Source organism: Microbacterium sp. NPDC089695 (genome assembly GCF_044749085.1).
GTDB lineage: Bacteria > Actinomycetota > Actinomycetes > Actinomycetales > Microbacteriaceae > Microbacterium.
In genome coordinates this window covers 2575846-2598591 of the sequence record NZ_JBIVHG010000001.1, presented here as the reverse complement: position 1 = coordinate 2598591, position 22746 = coordinate 2575846, and the positions used below count along the sequence as shown (strand labels likewise).

At 69.8% G+C, this 22746-nt stretch carries 21 protein-coding genes and 1 tRNA gene; 7 read left to right on the top strand and 15 right to left on the bottom strand.

All coding sequences use genetic code 11. The features are described 5' to 3' along the window. Positions 1 to 82: 82 nt before the first annotated feature. The gene (locus ACIPYT_RS12515; RefSeq protein ID WP_401074406.1) at positions 83 to 676 is read left to right on the top strand and encodes a TetR/AcrR family transcriptional regulator; all 594 of its coding nucleotides are present in this window, start codon (positions 83 to 85) and stop codon (positions 674 to 676) included. Here ACIPYT_RS12515 and ACIPYT_RS12510 read toward each other — a convergent pair. The 3 genes from ACIPYT_RS12510 to pdhA are packed head-to-tail and all read right to left on the bottom strand — an operon-like array spanning position 669 to position 4136. Then, a complete protein-coding gene (locus ACIPYT_RS12510; RefSeq protein WP_401074404.1) occupies positions 669 to 2015 on the bottom strand; it encodes a dihydrolipoamide acetyltransferase family protein in 1347 nt (448 codons plus the stop codon). The two genes, ACIPYT_RS12515 and ACIPYT_RS12510, sit on opposite strands and share 8 nt — an antisense overlap. Next, positions 2012 to 3022 (bottom strand): alpha-ketoacid dehydrogenase subunit beta, encoded by a 1011-nt coding sequence (locus tag ACIPYT_RS12505; protein ID WP_401074401.1) that lies wholly within the window; start codon positions 3020 to 3022, stop codon positions 2012 to 2014. The genes ACIPYT_RS12510 and ACIPYT_RS12505 overlap by 4 nt, the downstream gene beginning before the upstream one ends. A 1-nt stretch (position 3023) precedes the next feature. After that, positions 3024 to 4136: a pyruvate dehydrogenase (acetyl-transferring) E1 component subunit alpha gene (gene pdhA, locus ACIPYT_RS12500; protein ID WP_401074844.1), complete on the bottom strand. Its 1113-nt coding sequence runs from the start codon at positions 4134 to 4136 to the stop codon at positions 3024 to 3026. 169 nt (positions 4137 to 4305) lie between these two features. On the opposite strand from pdhA, the gene ACIPYT_RS12495 reads away from it, so the two are divergent. Further along, positions 4306 to 4779 carry an Lrp/AsnC family transcriptional regulator gene (locus ACIPYT_RS12495; protein WP_401074398.1) on the top strand — a complete coding sequence of 158 codons (474 nt, stop codon included), beginning with the start codon at positions 4306 to 4308 and terminating at the stop codon, positions 4777 to 4779. Here ACIPYT_RS12495 and ACIPYT_RS12490 read toward each other — a convergent pair. After that, on the bottom strand, positions 4751 to 5650 hold the full coding sequence (locus ACIPYT_RS12490) for an alpha/beta fold hydrolase (protein WP_401074396.1): 900 nt from the start codon (positions 5648 to 5650) through the stop codon (positions 4751 to 4753). The two genes, ACIPYT_RS12495 and ACIPYT_RS12490, sit on opposite strands and share 29 nt — an antisense overlap. An 80-nt stretch (positions 5651 to 5730) precedes the next feature. On the opposite strand from ACIPYT_RS12490, the gene ACIPYT_RS12485 reads away from it, so the two are divergent. Next, a complete protein-coding gene (locus tag ACIPYT_RS12485; RefSeq protein WP_401074393.1) occupies positions 5731 to 6459 on the top strand; it encodes an exonuclease domain-containing protein in 729 nt (242 codons plus the stop codon). A 32-nt stretch (positions 6460 to 6491) separates the two neighbouring features. Here the strand turns inward: ACIPYT_RS12485 and ACIPYT_RS12480 are convergent, their stop codons facing one another. Continuing rightward, positions 6492 to 6710 (bottom strand): DUF6458 family protein, encoded by a 219-nt coding sequence (locus tag ACIPYT_RS12480; RefSeq protein WP_401074391.1) that lies wholly within the window; start codon positions 6708 to 6710, stop codon positions 6492 to 6494. A gap of 90 nt (positions 6711 to 6800) precedes the next feature. Further along, a complete protein-coding gene (locus ACIPYT_RS12475; protein WP_401074389.1) occupies positions 6801 to 7319 on the bottom strand; it encodes a hypothetical protein in 519 nt (172 codons plus the stop codon). Between the two features lie 183 nt (positions 7320 to 7502). On the opposite strand from ACIPYT_RS12475, the gene ACIPYT_RS12470 reads away from it, so the two are divergent. Then, on the top strand, positions 7503 to 9020 hold the full coding sequence (locus ACIPYT_RS12470) for an APC family permease (protein WP_401074386.1): 1518 nt from the start codon (positions 7503 to 7505) through the stop codon (positions 9018 to 9020). A 72-nt stretch (positions 9021 to 9092) separates the two neighbouring features. Here ACIPYT_RS12470 and ACIPYT_RS12465 read toward each other — a convergent pair whose 3' ends face one another. After that, the gene (locus tag ACIPYT_RS12465; RefSeq protein WP_401074383.1) at positions 9093 to 11111 is read right to left on the bottom strand and encodes a primary-amine oxidase; all 2019 of its coding nucleotides are present in this window, start codon (positions 11109 to 11111) and stop codon (positions 9093 to 9095) included. A gap of 184 nt (positions 11112 to 11295) precedes the next feature. On the opposite strand from ACIPYT_RS12465, the gene ACIPYT_RS12460 reads away from it, so the two are divergent. Beyond that, positions 11296 to 12732: an aldehyde dehydrogenase family protein gene (locus ACIPYT_RS12460; RefSeq protein WP_401074381.1), complete on the top strand. Its 1437-nt coding sequence runs from the start codon at positions 11296 to 11298 to the stop codon at positions 12730 to 12732. A 29-nt stretch (positions 12733 to 12761) separates the two neighbouring features. On the opposite strand, the gene ACIPYT_RS12455 is transcribed toward ACIPYT_RS12460, so the two are convergent. The 3 genes from ACIPYT_RS12455 to ACIPYT_RS12445 form a co-directional block, all read right to left on the bottom strand. Then, the gene (locus ACIPYT_RS12455) at positions 12762 to 13709 is read right to left on the bottom strand and encodes a helix-turn-helix domain-containing protein (RefSeq protein WP_401074378.1); all 948 of its coding nucleotides are present in this window, start codon (positions 13707 to 13709) and stop codon (positions 12762 to 12764) included. 83 nt (positions 13710 to 13792) lie between these two features. Continuing rightward, positions 13793 to 13866 (bottom strand) — tRNA-Ile (locus ACIPYT_RS12450). A gap of 30 nt (positions 13867 to 13896) precedes the next feature. Beyond that, complete coding sequence (locus ACIPYT_RS12445; protein ID WP_401074376.1) at positions 13897 to 14433, bottom strand: gamma carbonic anhydrase family protein; 537 nt, start codon at positions 14431 to 14433, stop codon at positions 13897 to 13899. Between the two features lie 140 nt (positions 14434 to 14573). Between ACIPYT_RS12445 and ACIPYT_RS12440 the strand changes: the two genes are divergently transcribed. After that, on the top strand, positions 14574 to 15059 hold the full coding sequence (locus ACIPYT_RS12440; RefSeq protein WP_401074373.1) for a Dps family protein: 486 nt from the start codon (positions 14574 to 14576) through the stop codon (positions 15057 to 15059). A gap of 67 nt (positions 15060 to 15126) precedes the next feature. Here the strand turns inward: ACIPYT_RS12440 and ACIPYT_RS12435 are convergent, their stop codons facing one another. Genes ACIPYT_RS12435 through ACIPYT_RS12415 form a run of 5 tightly spaced genes read right to left on the bottom strand, consistent with a single transcriptional unit; the run spans position 15127 to position 19991 of the window. Next, positions 15127 to 16623, bottom strand: coding sequence for an amidohydrolase (locus tag ACIPYT_RS12435; RefSeq protein ID WP_401074371.1), 1497 nt, complete (start codon positions 16621 to 16623; stop codon positions 15127 to 15129). After that, a complete protein-coding gene (locus tag ACIPYT_RS12430) occupies positions 16620 to 17261 on the bottom strand; it encodes an FMN-binding negative transcriptional regulator (RefSeq protein ID WP_401074368.1) in 642 nt (213 codons plus the stop codon). Before ACIPYT_RS12430 ends, ACIPYT_RS12435 begins: the two co-directional genes overlap by 4 nt. 23 nt (positions 17262 to 17284) lie before the next feature. Further along, positions 17285 to 18283, bottom strand: a complete 999-nt coding sequence (locus ACIPYT_RS12425) for an Fpg/Nei family DNA glycosylase (RefSeq protein WP_401074365.1) — start codon at positions 18281 to 18283, stop codon at positions 17285 to 17287. Position 18284: 1 nt separating this feature from the next. Further along, positions 18285 to 18770, bottom strand: coding sequence for a ribose-5-phosphate isomerase (locus tag ACIPYT_RS12420; RefSeq protein ID WP_401074363.1), 486 nt, complete (start codon positions 18768 to 18770; stop codon positions 18285 to 18287). A 36-nt stretch (positions 18771 to 18806) separates the two neighbouring features. Beyond that, a complete protein-coding gene (locus tag ACIPYT_RS12415) occupies positions 18807 to 19991 on the bottom strand; it encodes a ferrochelatase (protein ID WP_401074360.1) in 1185 nt (394 codons plus the stop codon). 124 nt (positions 19992 to 20115) lie between these two features. Here ACIPYT_RS12415 and pepN point away from each other — a divergent pair, with 124 nt between their 5' ends. Beyond that, positions 20116 to 22668, top strand: coding sequence for an aminopeptidase N (gene pepN, locus ACIPYT_RS12410; RefSeq protein ID WP_401074357.1), 2553 nt, complete (start codon positions 20116 to 20118; stop codon positions 22666 to 22668). Positions 22669 to 22746 lie beyond the last annotated feature (78 nt).

Here is a 22746-nt window from a genome sequence, read left to right as displayed (position 1 = left end):
TCGGTAACGATCTGGTGCGCGCGCTCCGCTTTCGGTTAGTGTTCACTAACCCGTTACATCAGGTTAGCGAGGATTAACTGAGATGACAAGCCCCGTCACGGCGCGCGATCGCGCCAAGGCCGAACGCTCCGACGCGATCCTCCGCGCCGCCGCGCACCTGTTCGCCGAACGCGGCTACAACGGCGTCAGCCTCGAGGACATCGGCACGGCTGTCGGCGTCTCCGGCCCGGCCGTCTACCGTCACTTCGCCGGCAAACAGGCGCTGCTCGGGGCCGTTCTCGTCGCCGTGAGCGAGGATCTCGTCGCCGGGGGCACCGACGTCGCGGCCGACGAGGACGACGACGTCATGCGGATGCGGGCATTGATCGCCTTCCACGTCGACTTCGCGCTCGGTCATGCCGACGTCATCCGAGTGCACGACCGCGACGTCGCACAGCTCGCGGACGATGATCGCGCTGCCGTCCGACGGCTGCAGCGCGCGTACGTCGAGCTGTGGATCCGCACCCTCGAACCCCTCGTCGACGCCGGCTCCGACGAACTGAGGCTGCGCGTGCAGGCGTGCTTCGGACTCATCAACTCGACACCGCACAGCACGCGCGCGGCGATCCGACAGCAGACCGCCACCGCGACCGTGTTGGCCGCGATGGCGGAGTCCGCGTTGCGCGCCGCTATCTGAGGAGCATCGCCCGGCCGGGCTCCTCGAGCACGTCCGCGACGTCCTTGAGGAACCGCGCGCCTTCGGCGCCGTCCACCAGCCGGTGGTCGAACGACAGGCTCAGCGTCAGCATCTGACGCAGGGCGATCTCGCCGCGGTACTCCCACGGCTGCCTCCGCACCGCGCCGACCGCCAGGATGCCCGACTGCCCCGGCGGCAGGATCGGCGTCCCCGCATCCACCCCGAACACACCGATGTTCGAGATCGAGAAGGTGCCGCCGGCGAGTTCTGCGGGCGAGGTGCGACCCGCCCTGGCCGTCGCCGCGAGCTCGGTGATCGCGTCCGCGAGCGCGGGCAGGGTCAGCGTCTGGGCCTCACGGATGTTCGGCACGATGAGACCTCGGTCGGTGGCCGCAGCGATACCGAGATCGACGTAGCCGAACTGCACGATCTCTCCCGCCGCCTCGTCCCACCGCGAGTTGAGGCCGGGCGTGCGCCCGAGCGCCAGGCACACGGCCTTCGCGATGACCGCCAGCGGACCGATCCGGTGCTCGGCGAGGCTCCGGTCGTCGCGCAGCGATGCGAGCAGATCCATGGTGGCGGTGACGTCTACCGTGTGGAAGACCGTCACGTGCGGCGCGGTGAAGGCGCTCTCGACCATGGCGGCGGCGGTGTGCTTGCGCACGCCGCGGATCGGGATCCGCACCTCGCGATCGGCCGGGCCGCCGTCGACCGGCACGGTGTGCGGCGTCGCGGTGGCCGCCGTCGCCACAGACGCGGCACCCGTGCGCGCCGCGTACGCGTCGACGTCGTCGCGGGTGATCACGCGGTCGCCGATCTCAGCGGCGACCAGCACGAGGTCGACCCCGAGTCGTTTGGCGTGCGCACGCACGGGCGGCGTCGAACGCGGGCGCTCGACCACCGTCTCGACGTGCGCAGTCGGCCGTGCGTCGTGCGGTGCCGCCTCGAGCACGGCGACATCCGCGACGGGGTCGGCGACGGCGCGCCGAGCGCGACGCGCGGGCCGACCGGCGGCCGCAGGCGCGGCTCCGTAGCCGACGAGGTTCGGCTGCGCCTTCTCCCCCGCGGCACCGGCATCGGGAGCCGTCGTGTCGTCGTCACCCACCACGTCGAACGCGATGAGCGGAGCGCCGACCGCGACGGTCTGTCCGGCATCCGCGTGCAGCGATGCGACCGTCCCCTCGTAGGGCGAGGGCAGCTCGACGACCGCCTTGGCGGTCTCGACCTCGGCGAGGGTCTGGTTCAGGGCGACCGCGTCTCCCGGGGCGACGAGCCACTGGACGACCTCGGCCTCCGTGAGTCCCTCGCCGAGGTCGGGAAGTCGGAACTCCGTGATCATGCGTCGGCTCCCGTCAGGCTGTTCGGCCGATCGAGCACGCGATCGACCGCCTCGAGGATCCTGTCGAGATCGGGCAGGTGGTACTTCTCGAGCTTGGCGGGCGGATAGGGGACGTCGTGCCCGGTGACGCGCAGCGGCGCGGACTCCAGGTACTCGAAGCAGCGCTCCGTGATGCTCGCGATGACCTCCGCGGCCACACCGGCCTCGCGGGACGCCTCGTGCGTCACGACCACCCGTCCGGTCTTGCGCACCGAGGCCGCGACCGAGTCGTAGTCGACAGGCGAGAGGGACCGCAGGTCGATGACCTCGATCGAGACGCCCTCGTCATCGGCCGCCTGCGCGGCCTCCATCGCGGTCGACACCATCGCGCCGTACGTGATGAGCGTCACATCCGTCCCGGCGCGCACCACGCGGGCGAGCCCCATGGGCGGCGCGTCGGCGAGCGGTGCGTCCAGATCGACCCCGCCCTTGTGGTGGTAGAGCCGTTTGGGCTCGAAGAAGATCACCGGGTCGTCGCTCGCGATGGCCTGACGAAGACTGCGGTAGGCGTCTTCGGGGTTCGACACCGCGATCACACGAAGACCGGCCGTGTGCACGAAGTACGCCTCCGGCGACTCGGAGTGGTGCTCAGCCGCACCGATGCCCCCCGCCCACGGGATGCGGATCGTGATCGGCATCTTCACCCGCCCCTGCGTGCGGTAGTGGAGCTTGGCCACCTGCGCGACGATCTGATCGAACGCGGGGTACACGAACCCGTCGAACTGGATCTCCACCACCGGCCGATAGCCGCGGAAGGCCAGCCCCACGGCCGTGCCGACGATCCCCGACTCGGCGAGCGGGGTGTCGATCACGCGCTTCGCGCCGAACTCGTCGAGCAGGCCGTCCGTGATGCGGAACACGCCGCCGAGCTTGCCGATGTCCTCGCCGAGCAGCACGACCCTGTCGTCGTCGCGCATCGCCTGTCGCAGACCGGCGCCGAGCGCCTTGCCGAGCGTCATCTCCGTCATGTCAGGCCCCTTCGAACGATGCGAGGTACGCGGCGTACTCGTCGCGCTGGCGGGCGAGGCCCGAGTGCGGCTCCGCGTACACGCCGTCGAACACCGCGAGGGGCGGTCGCGTCACCATCCCGAGGCACTCCGCGCGCATGCGCCGCGCCACGTCGTCGGCCTCCGTCTGCACCGCGGCGACGTGCTCTTCGGACAGCTCGCCGAGGCCGCGGAGATACGTCTCGAGCCGCGCGATCGGATCACGGCGCCGCCATGACTCGAGCTCCTCGGCATCCCGGTACCGGGTCGGATCGTCCGCCGTGGTGTGCGGCCCCATGCGGTACGTGACGGCCTCGATGTACGCAGGCCCCTTGCCGTCGCGGGCGTGCGCGAGCGCCCAGCGCATCGCGGCCATGCAGGCGAGCACGTCGTTGCCGTCGACCCGGACGCTCGGGATGCCGAACCCGGGCGCGCGTCCCGCGATCGGATACTGGGACTGCACCGCGACCGGCTCGGAGATCGCCCAGTGGTTGTTCTGGCAGACGAACACGACGGGCGCCTGGTACGAGGCCGCGAAGATCATGGCCTCGTTGACGTCGCCCTGACTCGTCGCCCCGTCTCCGAAGTACGTGACGGCCACCTCGTCGGCCTCGTCGTGGCGGATGCCGAGCGCGTACCCCACCGCGTGCAGCGACTGCGCGCCGATGATGATCTGCAGCGGAGCGACGCGCAGGGCGGCCGGATCGTGGCCGGCACCTTCCTCACCGCGCCACATGCGCACGAAGTCGCCGGGCTGAGCACCGCGCGCGTAGATCACGCCGGTCTCCCGATAGCTGGGGAAGACGTAGTCCTGAGGAGCGAGCGCACGGGCCGTGCCGATCTGCGTCGCCTCCTGCCCCTGGCACGGGGCCCAGAGACCGAGCTGGCCCTGACGCTGAAGCGCGACGCCCTCCGCGTCGATGCGTCGCAACACGACCATGTCGCGGTGCAGCGCGCGCAGCTGATCGGCATCCACGTCGACGACGAACGAGTCGAGCCGGGGGTTCGCGATGCGCTGTCCATCAGGGGTCAGGATGCGCTCGGCGAGCTCGAGATCCTGAGCGGTGTCGACGATCGGGGTGATCTGCGGTGACATCATCGTCCTCCTCGTTCGTGGCGTCCTCGTGGGACGCGGCACGCGGCCGCCGGCGACGTCACCGGCTGGTTCGAGCGTACGTCCGCTCATCACCTCGCTCAAGCAATGAAGATCGGCTTGAGCATGTTGCTCAATTCGGCCTCATCCGACCCTGCTACCCTTTGGCACTATGGCTGGCCTCGACCGCATCGATCTGGAACTCCTCGCCGCGCTCGCCGATGATCCGCGCATCACGGTCGTCGCTCTCGCCGAGAATCTCGGCCTGTCGCGCAACACCATCCAGGCGCGGATGGCGCGGCTGGAGCAGACCGGCGTGTTCCTCTCGTACGAGAGGGCGTTCTCCACCGATGTGCTCGGTTTCCCGCTGCAGGCGTTCGTGAGCATCGGCGTCAGGCAGACCGAGCTCCCGCGGATCATCAACGAGCTCGCCCGCATCCCCGAGGTCGTGCAGGCGCACGGTCTCAGCGGATCGATCGACCTGCTCGCCCGCGTCGCGTGCCGCGATGCGCGTCACCTGTTCGACACGGACGCGCGGATCCTGTCGATCGACGGTGTCGAACGCACCGAGACGTCACTCGCGATGGGCGAGGTCATCCCCTTCCGGGTGGCCGGCCTCATCGGCCTCGCGCGACGGGAATCCTGAGGAATCGGCGGATCGCCCCGGCGGCTTCGGCCGGGGTCTCGTAGTGGATGAGGTGCCCGACGTGCGCGATCTCCACCAGCTCGGCGTCGGAGAACCGTGTCGCGAGTTCGCGTTCGACCTCGATCGGCGTGATGTCGTCGCGCTGCGCCGCGATCAGGAGGGTCGGCACGTCGATCGACGACGCGTACTGGCTGACGTCGTGGGAGACACTCGCCACGAAGGCGTCGCGCAGCACGTCGCGGTCGGCGAACAGCGAGAAGTACGTGTCGTGCTGGTCGTGGATGAACCGCCGCAGCACCGGGTCGGAGGTCTTCGCCATCGTGATGCTCATGATCCGGACGATCACGCGGTTGCGCAGCAGTGCGGTGCCGACGTGTTCCGGGAGACGCGCGCCCAGCGCGTAATAGAGCACGGCGAGCCGGGTCATGACACCCTTGGGTCCTTCGAGCGCGGGCGCCCCGATCGGGTTGATGAGAATGAGCCGCGGCGTCTCGAGACCGGTGGCGACGGCTGCAGAGGTGACGATGGATCCGAACGAGTGCCCGAGGATGACAGCGCCCGGCGCGACGGCCGCCGCGAACTCCCGCAGCCAGGCGACGTACTCGTCGAGGTCGTATCGGCGATCGGGGGCGGGTGACGACTCCCCGAAGCCCGGGAGGTCGGGGGCGATGACATGCGCCTCCGGGAGGAACGCGAGCACGGACTCGAGACCGTGATGGTCGCCGCGGAACCCGTGCACCGCGATGATCGTGGTCGCCGCGTCCGCGTCGCCGTAGCTCCAGTACGCGGTCCGCGCTCCACGCACGTCGATCTCGTGGCGCTGCACGGGCAGTCTGCGCAGACGGTCGGCGTACGGAGAGGGCACGGGCATCGCCCCAGTCTACGTGCGGCGCTCGGGCGTCTTCCGTGCGCCTGACCGGCGATGTCGGCGCCGCGGATTACGGTGATCCCATGCTCCGAGATGCACCGCTTCCGTCGTGGGTCACGCGTGTGGCGGTGTTCGATCTCGAGACCACAGGGATCGACGTCGAGATCGACCGGGTCGTCACGGCGCACGTCGGGCTCCTCGATGCGCGGGGCGACGAGATCGCCGCACGCAACTGGCTGGCCGACCCCGGTGTCGCGATTCCGGAAGGGGCGACGGCCGTGCACGGTGTGACCACCGCTCACGCCCGCGCCTTCGGGCGCCCCGCCGCGGAGGTGGTCGCTCAGGTCACTGCGGCGCTGGCATCGCTGCTGGCACAGGGGGTGCCCGTGGTCGCCTACAACGCGGCCTACGACTTCTCGCTCCTCGCGCACGAGGCGCGGCGGCACGGCATCGCACCACTCGAGAACCCGTCGCCCGTGATCGATCCGCTCGTGATCGACAAGGCGTACGACCGCTATCGGCCGGGCAAGCGCACCCTGCAGGTCGTCGCCGAGCACTATGCCGTGCCCCTCGACGACGCTCACGAGGCCGCCGCCGACGCGGTCGCCGCTGGTCGGGTCGCCCAGGCTCTGGCCCGACGGTTCGTGCTGCCGCCGACCCTCACGGAGCTTCACGACCGTCAGATCGGCTGGGCGCGATCGCAGGCCGCGAGCCTGACCGAGTACTTCATCCGCGTGGGCCGCCTCGACCCCGACGATGCGATCGACGGCACCTGGCCGGTGCGTTCGAGGGCCGAGACCGGATCGGACTGACGGCGAGGGAGCCGTCAGCCCGACCCGGCGTCTCAGAGCCTGTCGTCCTCGACGATGCGGTCTCGGACGATGCGATCGCCACGCCCACGACGGGCAACGAGAAGGATCACGCCGATGATGAAGGCGACGACACCCGCCGCCATCAGGATGTAGCCGACCATGTCGAGGTCAATCCAATCGAGCTGCACGTTGAGCGCGAACACGAGGATCGCGCCGATCACGAACAGCACGACACCGGAGCCGATGGTCATGATGGTTCCTCCCTGAATGAATGGTGCGCCATCGAGGGTGACAGCGCGGGCGAACAGCGTGGAAGGGGCTTGACAACGATCTCCGCGAGGTCAGGAGACGATGAGCCCGGCTCCCATCGCGAGTGCCGCGATCGCGGACAGGACGGTCGGTGTTCTCAGACGATTGCCGTGGGCGCGGAAATCGGTGAGAGCGCACCACGCGGCAAGAAGACCGAGTCCGAGGAGGACGACGCTCTGCAGCATGATCGGCGACGCCGCATGAGCATGCCCCGGGTCGACGGAGACGACACCGCGGTGCGTCGCGACTACCTGGGCGAGACCCATGAGGATCAGGCCGAGGGAGCTGTGCACCCGGCGTACGCGCAGGTCAGCGAATCGCGAGAGCCGAGCGGGCGCCCTCGAACGACAGGCGGCGATCGCGAGAGCCGAGACTATCGAGAAGCCCAGCCACGAGACCGGCGTCAACACGACCCCACCTGCCGCCATGTCCGCCATCCCGAGCATCATGACGACCTCACCTCCGATCGCCACCGCATCGCGATCGCGTGAGCGAAGGCGCAGCAGCAGATGAGCGCACATGAGGAGCGCCGCGACAGCGTGCAGCCACATACCCGGCATCCGCCTCCGATCACGGACGTTGTGTCCGTCATCTCAGCGTGCCGCGCCGAGCGACTCCGCAGCCGACACCTGCCGCGCATGACAAGCACCGTGCACCCCACGACAACCCCGAGGCGCGGGGAGTGACGACGATGAGAGCACGGCGACGTGCCGTCCTGTATCGAAGGAGCTGCCATGACCACATCCGCCCCGCCGACGGTACGCACCGAGGCGCATCGTCGCCTCGGTGTGCCCGCGGTGGCGTTCATGATCGTCGCCGCATCAGCCCCGCTCACCGTGATCGCCGGCGGATCGACGAGCGCGTTCTCCGTCACGCATGTGCTCGGGGTCCCGTTCGGCTTCGTCGTGCTGGCCGCCGCGCTCGCGGTGTTCGCGGTCGGCTACGCCGCCATGAGCCGATTTGTGACGAACGCGGGCGCCTTCTACTCGTATGTGTCGCAGGGCATCGGGCGCCCCGCCGGCATCGGCGCCTCGGTGCTGGCGTTGATCGCCTACAACGCGATGCAGGTCGGCATCTGGGGCATGTTCGGCTTCCAGGTCTCGCTGTTCGTCGAGGAGAAGACCGGACTCACCGCGCCGTGGTGGGTCTGGGTGCTGATCGGCATCGCCGTGGTCGCCGTGATGGGTGTGAACCGGGTCGACCTCTCCGCGAAGGTGCTCGGCGTGCTCGTCGCTCTGGAGTTCCTCGTCGTCATCGTGTTCGACGTCGTCGCCTTCGGGAATCCGGCAGAGGAGCTGTCGGCGGCGCCGATCAGTCCGGCGTCGCTGTTCGTCCCCGGGGTCGGCGCGGTCCTCGCGTTCGGGATCGCCGCGTTCATGGGCTTCGAGTCCGCCGCGATCTACGGCGAGGAGTCGAAGGATCCGAAGCGGACCATCCCGCGGGCGACCTTCCTCGCGGTCGGCGTGATCGGTGTCTTCTACACGATCTCCGCCTGGGCTCTCGCTCTCGCGATCGGCCCGGAGAAGATCCTCGACCCGAGCGGGATCACCGCGGCCGAGGCCGGTCCCCCGCTGTTCTTCGACTTCGTGTACGCGCGCCTCGGCGCGATCTGGGTCGACATCATGTCGCTGCTCTTCATCACGAGCGTGTTCGCCGCTGTGGTGAGCTTCCACAACGCTGTGGCGCGGTACGCGTTCTCACTCGGTCGTGAGGGCGTGCTCCCGCGCGGTCTCGCGTCCGTGCGACGGGCGAGCGGGGCGCCGTGGGCGGGCTCGCTGCTGCAGACGGGGATCGCCGTGGTCGTGATCCTCGCCTTCGCGGTGGGCGAGATCGGCTGGGATCCCGAGAACGGGCCGTTCCCGGTGCTCACGCTGTTCACCTGGCTCACGAACCTCGGCGCCTTCGGCCTGGTGCTGCTGATGGCGCTCGTCTCCGTCGCCGTGATCGGCTTCTTCCGACGGGATCCGCGTGACGTCGGCGTCGGCAGCCGCATCCTCGCGCCCGTCGTCTCGCTGGGCGCGCTGGGAACCGTGTGGGTCCTGATCCTCGCCAACTGGGACGTCCTCCTCGGACAGGCCGAGACGACGCCGACGTCGTTCATCCTCCCCGCGGTGATCCTCGTGCCGTCGGCCGTCGCCGTGCTGTGGGGCCTCTGGCTGCGCCGCGCGAGGCCCGCGATCTACGCGCGGATCGGCCACGGCGCAGACCTCGACGATGCGCCGACACTGGGCGCCGACGACGACGGCGTCTGAGGCCCGGACGACACGGAGAGGGGCGGATGCCGCGGCATCCGCCCCTCTCGCTGCGTCACCGCGCTGCCGGGATCAGCCGCACGTGCAGTTCTCGCCCTGCCCGCAGCCGCCGTCGGCGGCGACCTCGTGAGCCTGGCTGGACTCGGGCACGTCGAGGGCGGGGTTCGCGTCGAGGAACCCGTAAGGGCTGAACGTGAACCCGGTGTGGTCGACGGGCATGACCGGCCAGTCCTCGGGCCGCGGGATGTGGGTGAGCCCGAAGGTGTGCCACAGCACGATGTCCTCGCCGTCGATCGACCGATCGTCCGCCGTGTACGCGGGGAGCCCGGCGCCGCCCTGGTGGGCGTTGGGATAGCGCCCCGCGGGCCAGCGCTCGTCACGGTCGTACGCGGTGCCCCACAGATGCCTGGTCGCGAACGCTGCTCTCGCGGACACGGAGGACTGCGGATCGGCCATGAGCAACGCCGTCGGCTGCGGCACCAGGTGATAGGCGGTGGGCTTGCCCAGGCGGTTCGTGCGCGACGCCGACCGCACCTCCCACACGCGTGCGACCGATGAGTCGGCGACCCGCTGCGCCTCACTCTCCGACCGCAACGGCGTCTCCGTCCACGTGAAGGCGTTGCCGAAGGGGTTGTCGTCGCCCATCGGGATGCGCGCGGCGTCGACCTCGACGAGATGATTGTCCTCACCGTCGATCGCGACGTCCAGGCGGGCGTTGAACAGGTGCTGATGCACCGGGGCGAAGACGCCCGGGGCGATCTCGGGTGCGTGCGGATCGGTCGATCCGGGCTCGCCCGCGCCCGCGAAGACGATGCCGGTGGCCTTGGCCTCGAGGCGGATGGTGCCGTCGAGCGTGAAGTGCCAGTAGAAGCCGTAGTCGTAGTTGCCGATCGTCGAGAAGTACGACACGACGAGACGTCGTGAGCGTCGCACGTGCGACCCGACCGGATCCGGCTCGGTGTGCTTCCAGAGGATGCCGATGTCCTCCTCGTGCATGCACACCACGTTCGGGATGCGCATGGGGTTGCCGTGATCGTCGGCGACGTGCCCGTCGAAGTAGTGGATCACGCCGAGGCAGTCGCATCCCAACTCGAGGTGGTTGGCGTTCTTTCCGAGCAGGTACTCCCCCGCGTCGAAGTAGCTGATCCAGAACCGGGTGGGCGAGGTGTCACCGTAAGGGACGACCATCTCCGGCACGCTCGCTCGCGTGAGCACGGGACGCCCGTCGAAGCGCACGTCGTGAAGCACCAGCCCCTCGCGGGCGTTGAAGTCCACCCGCATCGACCAGTTCTCCCATTCCACGGCCGAGCCGTCGACCCGGAAGCTCGGCCCCTCCGGCTGGATGATCTCGATCGGCTTCAGCGTCGTGCGCGCCGGCCCCACGGCGTGGGGCGTGTAGTCGCCGTGACCTGCGGGGACGGGCGTGTCGCCGTCGTCCTCGATGCCGATCACGGCGTTCGCGATGAGATCGACGTGCACGATGAGGCCCTCGACGGGGTGCGCCCAGGGGATGTCGCGCTCGCTGTCACGCAGGAAGGTCAGCGAGCGGATGACGCGGCGGCCCACCTCGTTCGCGCGACCGACGAAGCCGGGAGCGAGCGGAGAGCAGAAAGCGAGTTCCATGCGGTCGGCGAGCCCGCGACGGCGCATCGCCGTCTGCCATTCCGGGGAGGCCTTCACGATCTCGGCCGCGCGCTCGTACTCCTCGAACAGGTACTGCGGCTGTCCGTAGGGAGCGGATGCCGGGTCGTGGGGTCGCATCGCGACCACCTCGCGCGCAGTCATCGACACGATCGCCTCGATGACCGCGCCCGACTCCGTGTCCAGCAGGGTCACGTCCGCACGCCGGTCCATCGGGTCGCCGGGCGACCATGACGCCAGCTCCTCCTTCGTGGGCTCATCGGGAAGGAGCATCGGTACGCGCACGGAATCGCCCAGCAGACCGGCATCCACGAGCACGTCGCGCGCCACGGCGATCTCCTCGGCGGTCAGCGGGTCGAGGGGGTGCCGCGGACCCGCCGACGTCGAGCTCCGCAGCGGGATCAGGTCGGCGTTCTCGTGCGGCTGCACGGCATGCTGGTGGTGGGTCATGCCCAGATGCTAAGAGGGCTCTCCCGGCCGGGACAAGCGCTCCGCGCGTGATGCGGACGACCGTTCGCGCTGACGCATCCACCGCGCGCTCGGCGACAAGACGACCCCTGCGATCGGCGCGCAGACTGGGGCGGATGCGCGGCTCCGGCCGTGCGCTGACAGCCAGAGCGCAGAGGAGACATCGATGTCGAAGCACACCCCCGTCCTGCAGGCAGAAACGCCCGATGCGGCCCTTCTGCGACGCATCGGCGCCGACGGCGGCGACGGTCGCTCCGTACCCGACGCCGCGACGCGCGAGACGATCGGACACGCTCCCGTGCAGAGTGTCGCGGAGCTCGACCAGGCCGTCGCCCGCGCGCGCACGGCACAGCCGGCATGGGAAGGTCTCGGTCACGCCGAGAGGTCGCGTCTTCTTCTCGCGGCCGCGGACGCCGTGGAGGAGAACGCGGAAGCCCTCGCACGACTTCTGTCCCGCGAGCAGGGCAAGCCCCTGAACGGCCCCAACGCGCGCTTCGAGGTCGGCGCGTGCGCCGCGTGGCTGCGGACGGCGGCATCCACGGTCCTCGACACCGAGGTGCTGCTGGACGACGAGACCGGGCACGCCGAGCTCAGCTACCGCGCGATCGGCGTGGTCGGCGCGATCGGCCCGTGGAACTGGCCGCTGATGATCACGATCTGGCAGGTCGCCGCCGCCCTGCGCATGGGCAACACCGCCGTCGTGAAGCCCAGCGAGTACACGACACTCAGTGTGCTGGCCCTCCTCGCGGTGCTGAACGACGTGCTTCCTCCGGATGTGCTGATCGGCGTCTCCGGCGACCGGGAACTCGGGTCGCGCCTGAGCTCGCACCCGCACGTCGGCAAGGTGATGTTCACGGGATCCACGGCCACGGGACGACGGATCGTCGAGAGCTCGGCGCAGAACCTCGCCCGCCTCACACTGGAGCTCGGCGGCAACGACGCGGGAATCGTCCTGCCGAGCGCGGACCCCGCGGCGATCGCACAGGACCTCTTCTGGGGTGCGTTCATCAACACGGGTCAGACGTGCGCGGCGCTCAAGCGCCTCTACGTGCACGACTCGCTGTACGACGCCGTGGTCGACGCGCTCGCGGCGGTCGCCGCGGCCATGCCGATGGGCAACGGCCTCGACGAGGATGCGGTGCTCGGGCCCCTGCAGAACCGGGCGCAGTTCGACATCGTCGCGGGTCTCGTCGACGACGCCCGTCGGCAGGGCGCCAGAATCGTGACCGGCGGAGCACCGGCATCCGATCTGGGTGAGCTGTTCTACCCCGTCACCCTCGTGGCCGACATCGCCGACGGTACGCCGCTCGTCGACGAGGAGCAGTTCGGTCCGGCGCTCCCCATCATCCGCTACAGCGAGGTCGACGACGCCGTGCGCAGCGCCAACGGTCTCGACGTCGGCCTCGGCGCGTCGGTGTGGGGCGATCGCGACGAAGCCCGCGCCGTGGCCGCCCGCATCCAGGCCGGCACGGTGTGGATCAACTCGCACGGCGGCGTGCACCCGATGATCCCCTTCGGCGGCGTGAAGAGCTCGGGCTACGGGCTCGAGTTCGGGGTCGAGGGGCTGAAGTCCGTCGCCGTACCCCAGGTCGTCAACGGCTGAGCCCGTGCGCACCGGTTCCGCGCGGCGCGTCAGTGCGTCGCGCGGAACTCGCTCGGTGCGACGCCGAACGTCGCCTTGAAGACGCGGCTGAAGTGTGCGGCGTCGGGGAATCCCCACTGCGCGGCGATGGCGGCCACGGGCCGGCTGGCCGACGCGGGATCGACGAGCGTCCGCTGACACTGCTGCAGCCTGCGCATCCGGATCCAGGTCGAGATCGTCGTGCCCTGTTCGCGGAACAGGGCGTGCAGGTGCCTGGTGGAGATGAAGTGCGCGGCGGCGATCGAGGTCGGGTCGAGGTGCGGCGAGCCGAGATTGCGGTCGATGTGCGCGTGGATGCGCTGCACCAGCGCCCGGTGCGGATCGTTGGCGGCCTCGAGGCCGAGTTCGCGCGTGAAGACGGTCGTCAGCAGGTCGACCGCACTGTTCAGCAGCCGTGCTCCCGTCGCCCCCACGAGCTGGTCGAGATTGTCGGCGAGTTGCCCGAGATACGGCACGACGAGTGCGCCGACGCCGTCGCTTCCCGACATCCGCACCGCCGTGAGCTGACCGAGGACATCGCTCGGAACCGACAGCGCGTGCCGCGGGACCATCATCACCATCGTGCGGAAGGACTCGTCGAAGGCGAGCGTGTACGGCCGGTCGGTGTCGTAGATGGCGAGATCCCCCGGCCCCAGCAGCGCCTCCCGGCCGTCCTGGATGAGCAGCCCTGAGCCGGCGAGCATCATGCTCACCTTGAAGTACGGGCTGTCTCCGCGTGCGATCAGCTCGGGGGTCCGCTCGACGGCGTGCGCGGTCGCGCGCACGTCCGTGATGTGGAGCTCGTCGACCTGCGCACCGCGGATCGCACCGCGGAACACGTCCGGCCGATCGCTGGACACCTGCAGAGGCACGAACGAGTCGTTGACGGCGGCGCGGAAGCCGCTGATGCCCAGGACCTCGCCGCCGGCCGGTCGCTCGTCTCGGGTGATGAGGACCATGAGACCACCTCTCCTTCGAAGCGGATCGTCATCGTATACGATGCTGACGTCAGCCTACCTCGAACCCGAGGACGCGACAACGGTAGGGCGGGCGGGACTTGAACCCGCGATCGTTGGGTTATGAGCCCACTGCCTTAACCAGCTTGGCCACCGCCCCGTGCGCACCAGCCTATCGGGGCCGAGCCCATCAGATCGGCGAGGCGTCCTCGTGGGCGCGCAGGTGTCCGAGATAGATGTCGGCGTTGGCGACGAGCCCCTCGCGTTCGTCATCGGACAGGGCCCGACGGACCTTCGCAGGCACACCCGCCACGAGCGATCCGTCCGGGATGTCGGTGCCCGCGAGCACGACGGCGCCTCCCGCGATCAGGCAGCCCTCGCCGACGACGGCACCACTGAGGACCACCGCCCCCATGCCCACCAGCGAGCCGTCGCCGATCGTGCAGCCGTGCACGACGGCGTTGTGGCCGATCGAGACCTTGGCGCCGATCCGCACGGGATGCCCGGCGTCGACGTGCACCGACACGTTGTCCTGCACGTTGCTGCCCGGCCCCACGACGATCGACGCGGAATCGGCCCGCAGGACGGCGTTGTACCAGACGCTCGACCCGGGCTCGAGCCGGACGTCGCCGATGATGCGCGCGCCCTCCGCGACGAACGTCGCCTCGGCGATCGACGGGACCCTGTCTGCGAGGGCGAGGACGGATGCTCCTGAAGCGACACTCATGAGGCGAGCCTACCCTCGCATGCCCGGAGATCCGCGTGATTACGCGGGACTAAGCCGAGCCTTCACTTGCTTGCGGAATGAATCAGGATGAGTAGCGTTGTCTTCAACAGGTACGAAATGACCACTCCGGAGGAGTCACGATGAGCAAGGCACAGACCGTTTCCACCACCGCCAGCGACCCGACCGTTGCGGCCGCCGCCGCCCAGTTCCTCTCCCCCGTCGTCCTCGGCCTCCAGGCCCTCACGATCGACGGCAAGCAGGCCCACTGGCACGTTCGCGGCGCGAACTTCGTCGGCGTCCACGAGCTCCTCGACACGATCGTCGCCCACGCCGGAGACTTCGCCGACACCGCCGCGGAGCGCATCGTCGCCCTCGGGCTCCCGATCGACGCCCGCGTCTCGACCGTCGCCGCCAAGGCCGGCTCGACCGCTGTCCCCGCCGGCTTCACGCAGTCGGATGAGCTCGTGCGCGCCGTGATCGCCGATATCGACGCCATCCTCGTCGACGTCAAGGCCGCGATCGACGGTCTCGACGAGGTCGACCTGACGAGCCAGGACGTCGCGATCGAGATCATGCGCGGCCTCGAGAAGGACCGCTGGTTCCTCGTCTCGCACATCGCCGCGTAACGACACCGCATACGAAGGAGGGCACCGGGATCCGTCCCGGTGCCCTCCTTCGTGTCGTCGCGGCAGCTCAGGCGCGATGCGTCAGGTGTCCGCCCAGCAGCGTCGCGATCACGGGCATCCTGCGCAACGCCTCGCCCACGGCGACGCGCGGATCGGCGCCGCACACCGCGATGTCGGCGACCGCACCGGGGCGCAGCGCGGTCCGTACGCTCGCACGCAGCGCGTCGTCTCTCCCGAGGATCTCTTCCGGATGCCACGGCGCACGCTCGTCGTCGGTGCGCGTGACGGCTGCGGAGATCGCCTGCCAGGGATCGAGCGGCGCCACGGGCGCATCCGATCCGAAACGGAGCTCGACGCCCGCATCCTGCAGGGCGCGCAACGGATACCCGATCGACGTCTGCAGAGCCCAGTGTGTGCCGACGACGTCGCGGTCGTCGACGGCGTGCTGCGGCTGCACGCTCGCGACCACACCGAGACGCGCGAAGCGCGCGAGATCCGCGTGGCGCACGAGCTGCGCGTGCTCGATCGTGCCCACCGCGCCGGTGGCCGTGAAGGCATCGAGGGCCGCGGTCACGGCGCGGTCGCCGATCGCGTGCACGGCGACGCCGAGCCCCGCGCCCGTCGCGGTCGTGAGCAGCTCCGCCAACGCGGCCGGTGGCACAGTGAGCACGCCGAAGTTGTCAGGGTCGCCGGGATACGCATGCGAGCAGGCGGCCGTGCGGGTGCCGAGCGAGCCGTCGCTGATGATCTTGAGCGGGCCGACCCGGATCAGACCGCGCCCGGCCTCGGGTGCGTCCGGGTCCTCATGCAACTCGCCGGTGCGGAGCCCGGCCCCGATCGCCCGTGAGAGGTCGAACGGGTACACGGCGAACTCGACGCGGTGCGAGGCGAACCCCTGCGCGATGCGGCGCGGCCACGCATCCGCGTTCCAGGCCATGTCGAAGTCGACGAGGCCCGTGACGCCACGAGCAGCCGCCCGGTCGCCGGCCGCACGCACCGCGCGGTCGCTGCGCTCCGGGTCCACAGCGTTGAGGCGCCGCGAGATCTCGAACGCGTCTTCTTCACGCAGCATCCCGTCGGCGCTTGCGAAACCTTCACGCCGGAGAGCCGCGGAGTTGAGCCACGTGCTGTGGACATCGGCGTTGATGAGGTAGGTCGGCACATCACCCGTCGCCGCGTCCAAGAGCGCCAGGCCCGGAGCGTCGGGCCACAGCGCATCACGGAACCCGCTGCCGATGCGACGTCCGTCCGGGAGGGGCGCAGCGCGGCCCATGAGCGCCGCAGCCTCGGCGGCCGAACGCACCCCGCCCAGATCGACGCGTTCCTCCGCCAGAGCCCACTGCACGGTGTGGACGTGGTTGTCCCACAGGCCGGGCACCGCCCAGCCGCCGGCGGCGTCGAGCACCGCGCCGCGAGCCGGAAGCGCCCCGGTCGGAGCGATGTCCGCGATCAGTCCGTCCTCGATGAAGACGTCTACCGGTTCGTCGTCCATGAGGAACTCACGCCCGGGACCGGCGATACGAACCCCGGTGATCGTGTCGATCCGGCCACCCACGCCCGTCATCGGCCGGCCGCCGTGCGGGCGTCCTGCGCGCGACGCATCTCACGTGCGAGCTCCGGCTGGGCGTACGGCCCCTCTTCCTCGAGCGCGGCGATCACGGTGTCGATCGTCTCGGTGGGCTTGTTCTGACTCAACTTGCGCTTGGCGACGACCCGCGTCGGCGTCAGACGGAACCCGACCGTCCCCGCTGCGAGCCGCGACACGTAGGCGTCGTCGTTCGGACGCTCCCACATGAGGCGGGGCTCCGGCATCCGCCCTTCGAATCGCGCTACCAGTCGATCGAGGACCTCGAGGTTCTCCTCCTCGCTGAGGATCTCGGGGATGCCGGCGAGATGCACCGCGGTGTAGTTCCACGTCGGCACCGCCGCGACGTCGCCGTACCAGCCCGGCGAGATGTACCCGTGGGGCCCCTGGAAGGCGATCAGGAGCTCGCGCTCCCCCAGCCCGTGGATCAGGTCGTCGGGACGTCCCACGTGCGCCACCACGGTGAGGTCGTCGCGGTCCTCGTCGAGCAGCACCGCATAGTGCGAGGCGACCAGGCCGTCCGCCGCATCGCTCACGATCGTCGCCCACGGATGCATGTCGATGACGCGGCGCATCTCCGCGACGTCGGCGAGGGTGAAGCTGGGATTCTGACGCATCCTCCCAGCCTATGGCCGCGGGGTCAGGCCTGGCAGCGCGGGCACCAGTACAGCTTGCGGGCGCCGATCTCCTCGAGGGCGATCTCGGTGCCGCACACGCGGCAGGGAAGACCAGCCCGGTGATACACCCAGTGACGGTCGTCACGGCTGGCCATGGCCGCGCGATACGCGTCGGGCGACAGGTCGTCCATCGTCATCATCTGGCCGGTCTCCACGCCGATGGCCAGGAGCCGCACCCAGTCGTGCCACAGCGCGCGCACGACGTCCTCCGGCACCTGTCTGCCCGGCGTGTGGGGGTTGAGCCGCTGGCGGTAGAGCATCTCGGCGCGGTAGACGTTGCCGATGCCGCTCACCACGGACTGGTCCATGAGCAGCAGGGCGATCACGGTCTGCGTCTTCCGCACGGCGCGCACGAAGCGCTCCTCGTTCTCGACGGGGTCGCCCACGAGAGGGTCGGGGCCGAGCTTCGCGACCGTCGCGAGCATCTCCTCGGGCGTCTGCAGCACGCACGCGGTGGGGCCGCGCAGGTCAGCGGCGGTGATGTCGGTCATGAGGCGCAGCCGCACCTGACCGACCACGGGCGGCGGCCACTCGACGCTCTCGTCCGCGAGCCCCTTCGTCTGCTCCGACATGCGCACGTGCACGCGCGTGCGACGCGGGGCGCCGATCGATGCCAGCGAATTCTCCCCCGCGTCGTCGAGGATCTCCTCGTCGAGCACCGTGCCGCGCTGGTTGGTCTGCCCCATGCGGCCGTTCGCGGAGGCGATCGTCGGGTCGACGAGGATCTCGCCCGCGAAGTCCCAGGCCCCGTAGAGCCCGAGGTGCACGCGCAGCCAGAGCGCACCCTCGACCTCCAGGAACATCTGCTTGCCCACGGCCTGCACGCTCACGGCCTCACGACCGTCGAGAACCGCGGCGCCCTCGGCGAAGCGACCCTGAGGACTCGAGGCGCTCAACGTCTTGCCGACGAAGTTGCGGTCGAACTGCCGCGCGATGCGGTGGACGGAATGCCCCTCGGGCATGTCAGGCCCGCGGATCCGGGAGCAGCGAGCCGTCGCGCTCGAAGTCCGCGATCTGAGCTATGCGCCGCACGTGCCGCTCCTCGCCCGAGAAAGGCGTCGCGATGAACGTGTCGATGAAGGAGGTGACCTCGTCGAACGTGTGCTGTCGGGCGCCGATCGAGATCACGTTCGCGTCGTTGTGCTCGCGCGCGAGCTCGGCGGTCGAGATGTTCCAGACCAGCGCCGCGCGGATCCCGTCGACCTTGTTCGCCGCGATCTGCTCGCCGTTGCCGGAGCCGCCGAACACGATGCCGAGGGTCTCGACGCCTGCAGCCTGATCCGACACGACCGCCTGAGCGGCACGGATGCAGAACGCCGGGTAGTCGTCGAGCGCGTCGTACTCGACCGGGCCGTGGTCGACGACCTCGTGCCCCGCGGCGCGGAGATGCTCCTGGAGCTGCGTCGAGAAGTCGAGACCGGCGTGATCGGTGGCGATGTGGATGCGCATGGCTCCCATCCTAGGAGCGGCTCCGCCGACCGGGCATCACGGGGCGACGCCCGCGGCTGCGGGCTTGAATCCCGCCCGGATGTTCTCGCAGCATCCCGGGCGGCAGACGTCGAATCCGCCGGGGAGCGACGTGACGTGCGGACGCTCGTCGTTCGGCCGCCCGTCGAGGCGCTCCTGGATCAGATCGACGATCCCGGCCACGAACGACGGCGCGACGCCCGGCGTGGGCGTGCGGGTGAACGCGAGCCCTGCCTCCTCGGCGGCCTCCGCGGCCTCGGTGTCGAGGTCCCACAGCACCTCCATGTGGTCGCTCATGAACCCGACGGGCACGACCGCGACAGCCTTGCGTCCGCGCGCGGGCAGCTCGCCGATCACGTCGCACACATCGGGCTCGAGCCAGGGCTGCGAGGCAGGACCCGAACGCGACTGGTACACGAGCTCCCACGAGACCTCGGCTGCCGCGGGCACGTCGGCGCGCACGCGATCCATGACCCAGGCGGCGACGGCCAGGTGCTGTGCGGCGTACGCGCCGCCTTCACCCCAGTCGATGTCGCGGGCGCCCGAGCGCTCGGCGTCCTCGGTGGGGATGCTGTGCGTCGAGAACAGGATCTGGATGTCGGATGCGGCGATGCCCTGGCCGAGGAAGCCCTCGATCGCCTCGCGCACACCGGTCTCGAACGACTCGACGAATCCGGGGTGGTCGTAGAACGGGCGGATCTTGTCGATCGTGACGACGTCGCCGAGCCCGGTGTCCGTGAGCACCCGCGCGAAGTCCTCGCGGTACTGCCGACAGCTCGAGAAGGAGCTGTACGCGCTGGTCGCGAAGGCGAGGAGAGTGGTGTGCCCGGCATCCGCGGCCTCGGTGACGACCTCCTCCAGATACGGGCTCCAGTTGCGGTTGCCCCAGTACACGGGCAGGTCGATGCCGCGCCGCGCGAGTTCCGCCTCGAGCGCGTCCTTCAGGATGCGGTTCTGTCCGTTGATCGGGCTCACGCCGCCGAAGTGGCGGTAGTGGTGGGCGACCTCCTCGAGGCGCTCGTCGGGAATTCCGCGGCCGCGGGTGACATTGCGCAGGAACGGGATCACGTCGTCCTGTCCCTCCGGTCCGCCGAACCCCGCCAGCAGGATGCCGTCATAGGCCACCGGCGTCGTCACGAAAGGGGCGCCGGAGGCGGCGGCGGGAGAGGCAAAGGGCACGGTGTTCGGCTCGATCGCAGTCACCTCTCCATCCTTTCACCTCCACGGAGAGGGACAGGCCGCGATGCTGGCGTAGGCTGTCATGGTTGCCGTGGGTGCCGACTGCGCCGGGTTACGGCAGCATCCCCTCACCCCTGGGAGTACACCTGTGCCTGGAGAGAACCTCACCCGCATCGAAGCGCAGGAGCGCCGCGACGTCGTCGACACGCAGTCCTACGAGGTGTCCCTCGACCTCACGAAGGGCGCCGAGGTCTTCGGCTCCCGCAGCGTCGTCCGCTTCACCGCGACCCCCGAGAGCTTCACCTTCATCGATCTGATCGCCCGCGAGGTGCGCGAGCTCTCGCTCAACGGCGAGCAGCTCGACCCCGACGAGGTCTTCGCGGACTCGCGCATCGCGCTGACCGGCCTGCAGGCCGAGAACGTGCTCGTGGTCGACGCCGACTGCCAGTACACGAACACCGGCGAGGGCCTGCATCGGTTCGTCGACCCCGTCGACGGCGAGGTCTACCTCTACTCGCAGTTCGAGGTGCCCGATTCCCGCCGCGTGTTCGCAGTGTTCGAGCAGCCCGACCTCAAGGCGACGTTCCAGTTCACGGTCACGGCGCCCGCCGCGTGGAAGGTCGTCTCCAACTCCCCCACGCCCGAGCCGATCGTGCACGACGACGGCACGGTCGCGACGTGGGGCTTCGAGCCGACGCCGCGCATCTCCTCGTACATCACCGCTCTCGTCGCGGGCCCGTACGAGTCGACGTTCTCCGAGCTCACGAGCGCCTCCGGCCGCGTCATCCCGCTGGGCGTGTACGGACGCAAGAGCCTGTGGCAGCATCTCGACGCCGATTACATCTTCGACAAGACGCGCGAGGGTTTCGCGTACTTCGAGGCGAAGTTCGGCGTCCCGTACCCGTTCGCGAAGTACGACCAGCTCTTCGTGCCGGAGTTCAACGCCGGCGCGATGGAGAACGCGGGTGCGGTGACGTTCACCGAGACCTACGTCTTCCGCAGCAAGGTGACGGATGCCGTCAAGGAGCGTCGCGTCGTCACGATCCTCCACGAGCTCGCGCACATGTGGTTCGGCGACCTCGTCACCATGAAGTGGTGGAACGACCTCTGGCTCAACGAGTCGTTCGCCGAGTGGGCGTCGACCATCGCGACCGCCGAGGCCACCGAGTGGACCGAGGCGTGGACGACGTTCAACGCCATGGAGAAGACCTGGGCGTACCGGCAGGACCAGCTCCCGTCGACGCACCCGATCGTCGCCGAGATCAACGACCTGGAAGACGTGCAGGTCAACTTCGACGGCATCACCTACGCGAAGGGCGGGTCGGTCCTCAAGCAGCTCGCCGCCTGGGTGGGCATCGAGCAGTTCTTCGCGGGCGTCTCGCAGTACTTCCAGAAGCACTCGTGGGGCAACACCGAGCTGAGCGACCTGCTCGTCGAGCTCGAGGCCACGAGCGGGCGCGACCTCAGCACGTGGTCGAAGAAGTGGCTCGAGACGGCCGGCGTGAACACGCTCGAACCGTTCATCGTCGACGACGCGGACGGCACGATCTCGCGCTTCGCGGTCACGCAGACCGCGCCCGCCGACTATTCGACGATCCGTCCGCACCGTCTCGGCATCGGCTTCTACTCGCTGACCGACGGCGCACTGGTGCGCAGCCACTACGTCGAGGTCGACGTCGACGGCGACCGCACCGAGATCCCCGAGCTGGTCGGCCGCAAGCGCCCCGATCTGGTGCTGCTGAACGACAACGACCTCGCCTACGCGAAGATCCGCCTCGACGAGCGCTCGCTCGAGACGGCCATCGCCCATCTCGCCGACATCAGCGACCCGCTCGCGCGGTCGCTCGTGTGGGGTGCCGCGTGGGACCAGACCCGGGACGCCGAGACCGCCGCGTCCGACTACATCGACCTCGTCCTCGGCAACATCGGCCGTGAGACCGAGTCGACCACGGTGCGCACGACGCTCGCGCAGCTGCGCACGGCCGCGACGCTGTACGTCGCTCCGGCCGACCGCGCCGCCGCGCGTCAGAAGGTCGCCGACGGGCTGTGGACGCTCGCCGAGGGCGCCGAGTCTGGCAGCGACAGCCAGCTGCAGTTCGTCACCGCGTTCGCCGGGGCGCTCGTCACCGCCGAGCATGCCGGCATCGTCGGGCGTCTGCGGTCGGGCGAGGAGACGCTCCCCGGTCTCGAGATCGACGCCGACCTCGGATGGCAGCTGCTCGTGGGGCTCGCCACGATCGGCGCGACCGACGCCGCGGCGATCGATGCAGCGCTCGCTGCCGACAACACGGCCAAGGGCGGGGAGTTCGCAGCGCAGGCGCGCGCCGCGCTTCCCGACCTCGCGTCGAAGAAGGCGGCCTGGGCGTCGCTGATCGAGCGGGACGACGCACCGAACACGATCGTGCGTTCCGCCGCTCTCGGGTTCGTGCACCCCGCCGGCACCGAGGTGCTGCGGGAGTTCGTGCAGCCGTACTTCGACATGCTGCTGCCGATCTGGGAGTCGCGCACCTACCAGATCGCCCAGTACCTGGTCGTGGGGCTGTTCCCGACCGCGATCGCCGACGTCGCGCTGCGCGATGCGACCCGCGGATGGCTCGCGGCGAACCAGGACGCCCCCGCGGCGCTGCGCCGCCTGGTGCTCGAGAACCTCGCCGACGTCGAGCGCTCCCTCGCCGCGCAGTCGCGCGACGCGGAGGACTGACACCTCTCACCGTCCCGATCAGGCCTCTGCGCGGTGCGTCCAGCCCGCGCAGAGGCCTGATCGCTACTCTGGAGGGGA

Excerpts from the sequence above, each read along its gene's own strand:
- ACIPYT_RS12445 (WP_401074376.1), bottom strand. The coding sequence starts at position 14,433 with ATGAGTGTCGCTTCAGGAGCATCCGTCCTCGCCCTCGCAGACAGGGTC.
- pdhA (WP_401074844.1), bottom strand. The coding sequence starts at position 4,136 with ATGTCACCGCAGATCACCCCGATCGTCGACACCGCTCAGGATCTCGAG.
- ACIPYT_RS12510 (WP_401074404.1), bottom strand. The coding sequence starts at position 2,015 with ATGATCACGGAGTTCCGACTTCCCGACCTCGGCGAGGGACTCACGGAG.
- ACIPYT_RS12480 (WP_401074391.1), bottom strand. The coding sequence starts at position 6,710 with ATGACCATCGGCTCCGGTGTCGTGCTGTTCGTGATCGGCGCGATCCTC.
- ACIPYT_RS12505 (WP_401074401.1), bottom strand. The coding sequence starts at position 3,022 with ATGACGGAGATGACGCTCGGCAAGGCGCTCGGCGCCGGTCTGCGACAG.
- ACIPYT_RS12515 (WP_401074406.1), top strand. The coding sequence starts at position 83 with ATGACAAGCCCCGTCACGGCGCGCGATCGCGCCAAGGCCGAACGCTCC.
- ACIPYT_RS12425 (WP_401074365.1), bottom strand. The coding sequence starts at position 18,283 with ATGCCCGAGGGGCATTCCGTCCACCGCATCGCGCGGCAGTTCGACCGC.
- ACIPYT_RS12435 (WP_401074371.1), bottom strand. The coding sequence starts at position 16,623 with ATGACGGGCGTGGGTGGCCGGATCGACACGATCACCGGGGTTCGTATC.
- ACIPYT_RS12465 (WP_401074383.1), bottom strand. The coding sequence starts at position 11,111 with ATGACCCACCACCAGCATGCCGTGCAGCCGCACGAGAACGCCGACCTG.
- ACIPYT_RS12420 (WP_401074363.1), bottom strand. The coding sequence starts at position 18,770 with ATGCGCATCCACATCGCCACCGATCACGCCGGTCTCGACTTCTCGACG.
- ACIPYT_RS12475 (WP_401074389.1), bottom strand. The coding sequence starts at position 7,319 with ATGTGGCTGCACGCTGTCGCGGCGCTCCTCATGTGCGCTCATCTGCTG.
- ACIPYT_RS12440 (WP_401074373.1), top strand. The coding sequence starts at position 14,574 with ATGAGCAAGGCACAGACCGTTTCCACCACCGCCAGCGACCCGACCGTT.
- ACIPYT_RS12485 (WP_401074393.1), top strand. The coding sequence starts at position 5,731 with ATGCTCCGAGATGCACCGCTTCCGTCGTGGGTCACGCGTGTGGCGGTG.
- ACIPYT_RS12455 (WP_401074378.1), bottom strand. The coding sequence starts at position 13,709 with ATGGTCCTCATCACCCGAGACGAGCGACCGGCCGGCGGCGAGGTCCTG.
- ACIPYT_RS12495 (WP_401074398.1), top strand. The coding sequence starts at position 4,306 with ATGGCTGGCCTCGACCGCATCGATCTGGAACTCCTCGCCGCGCTCGCC.
- ACIPYT_RS12430 (WP_401074368.1), bottom strand. The coding sequence starts at position 17,261 with ATGCGTCAGAATCCCAGCTTCACCCTCGCCGACGTCGCGGAGATGCGC.
- ACIPYT_RS12460 (WP_401074381.1), top strand. The coding sequence starts at position 11,296 with ATGTCGAAGCACACCCCCGTCCTGCAGGCAGAAACGCCCGATGCGGCC.
- ACIPYT_RS12470 (WP_401074386.1), top strand. The coding sequence starts at position 7,503 with ATGACCACATCCGCCCCGCCGACGGTACGCACCGAGGCGCATCGTCGC.
- ACIPYT_RS12490 (WP_401074396.1), bottom strand. The coding sequence starts at position 5,650 with ATGCCCGTGCCCTCTCCGTACGCCGACCGTCTGCGCAGACTGCCCGTG.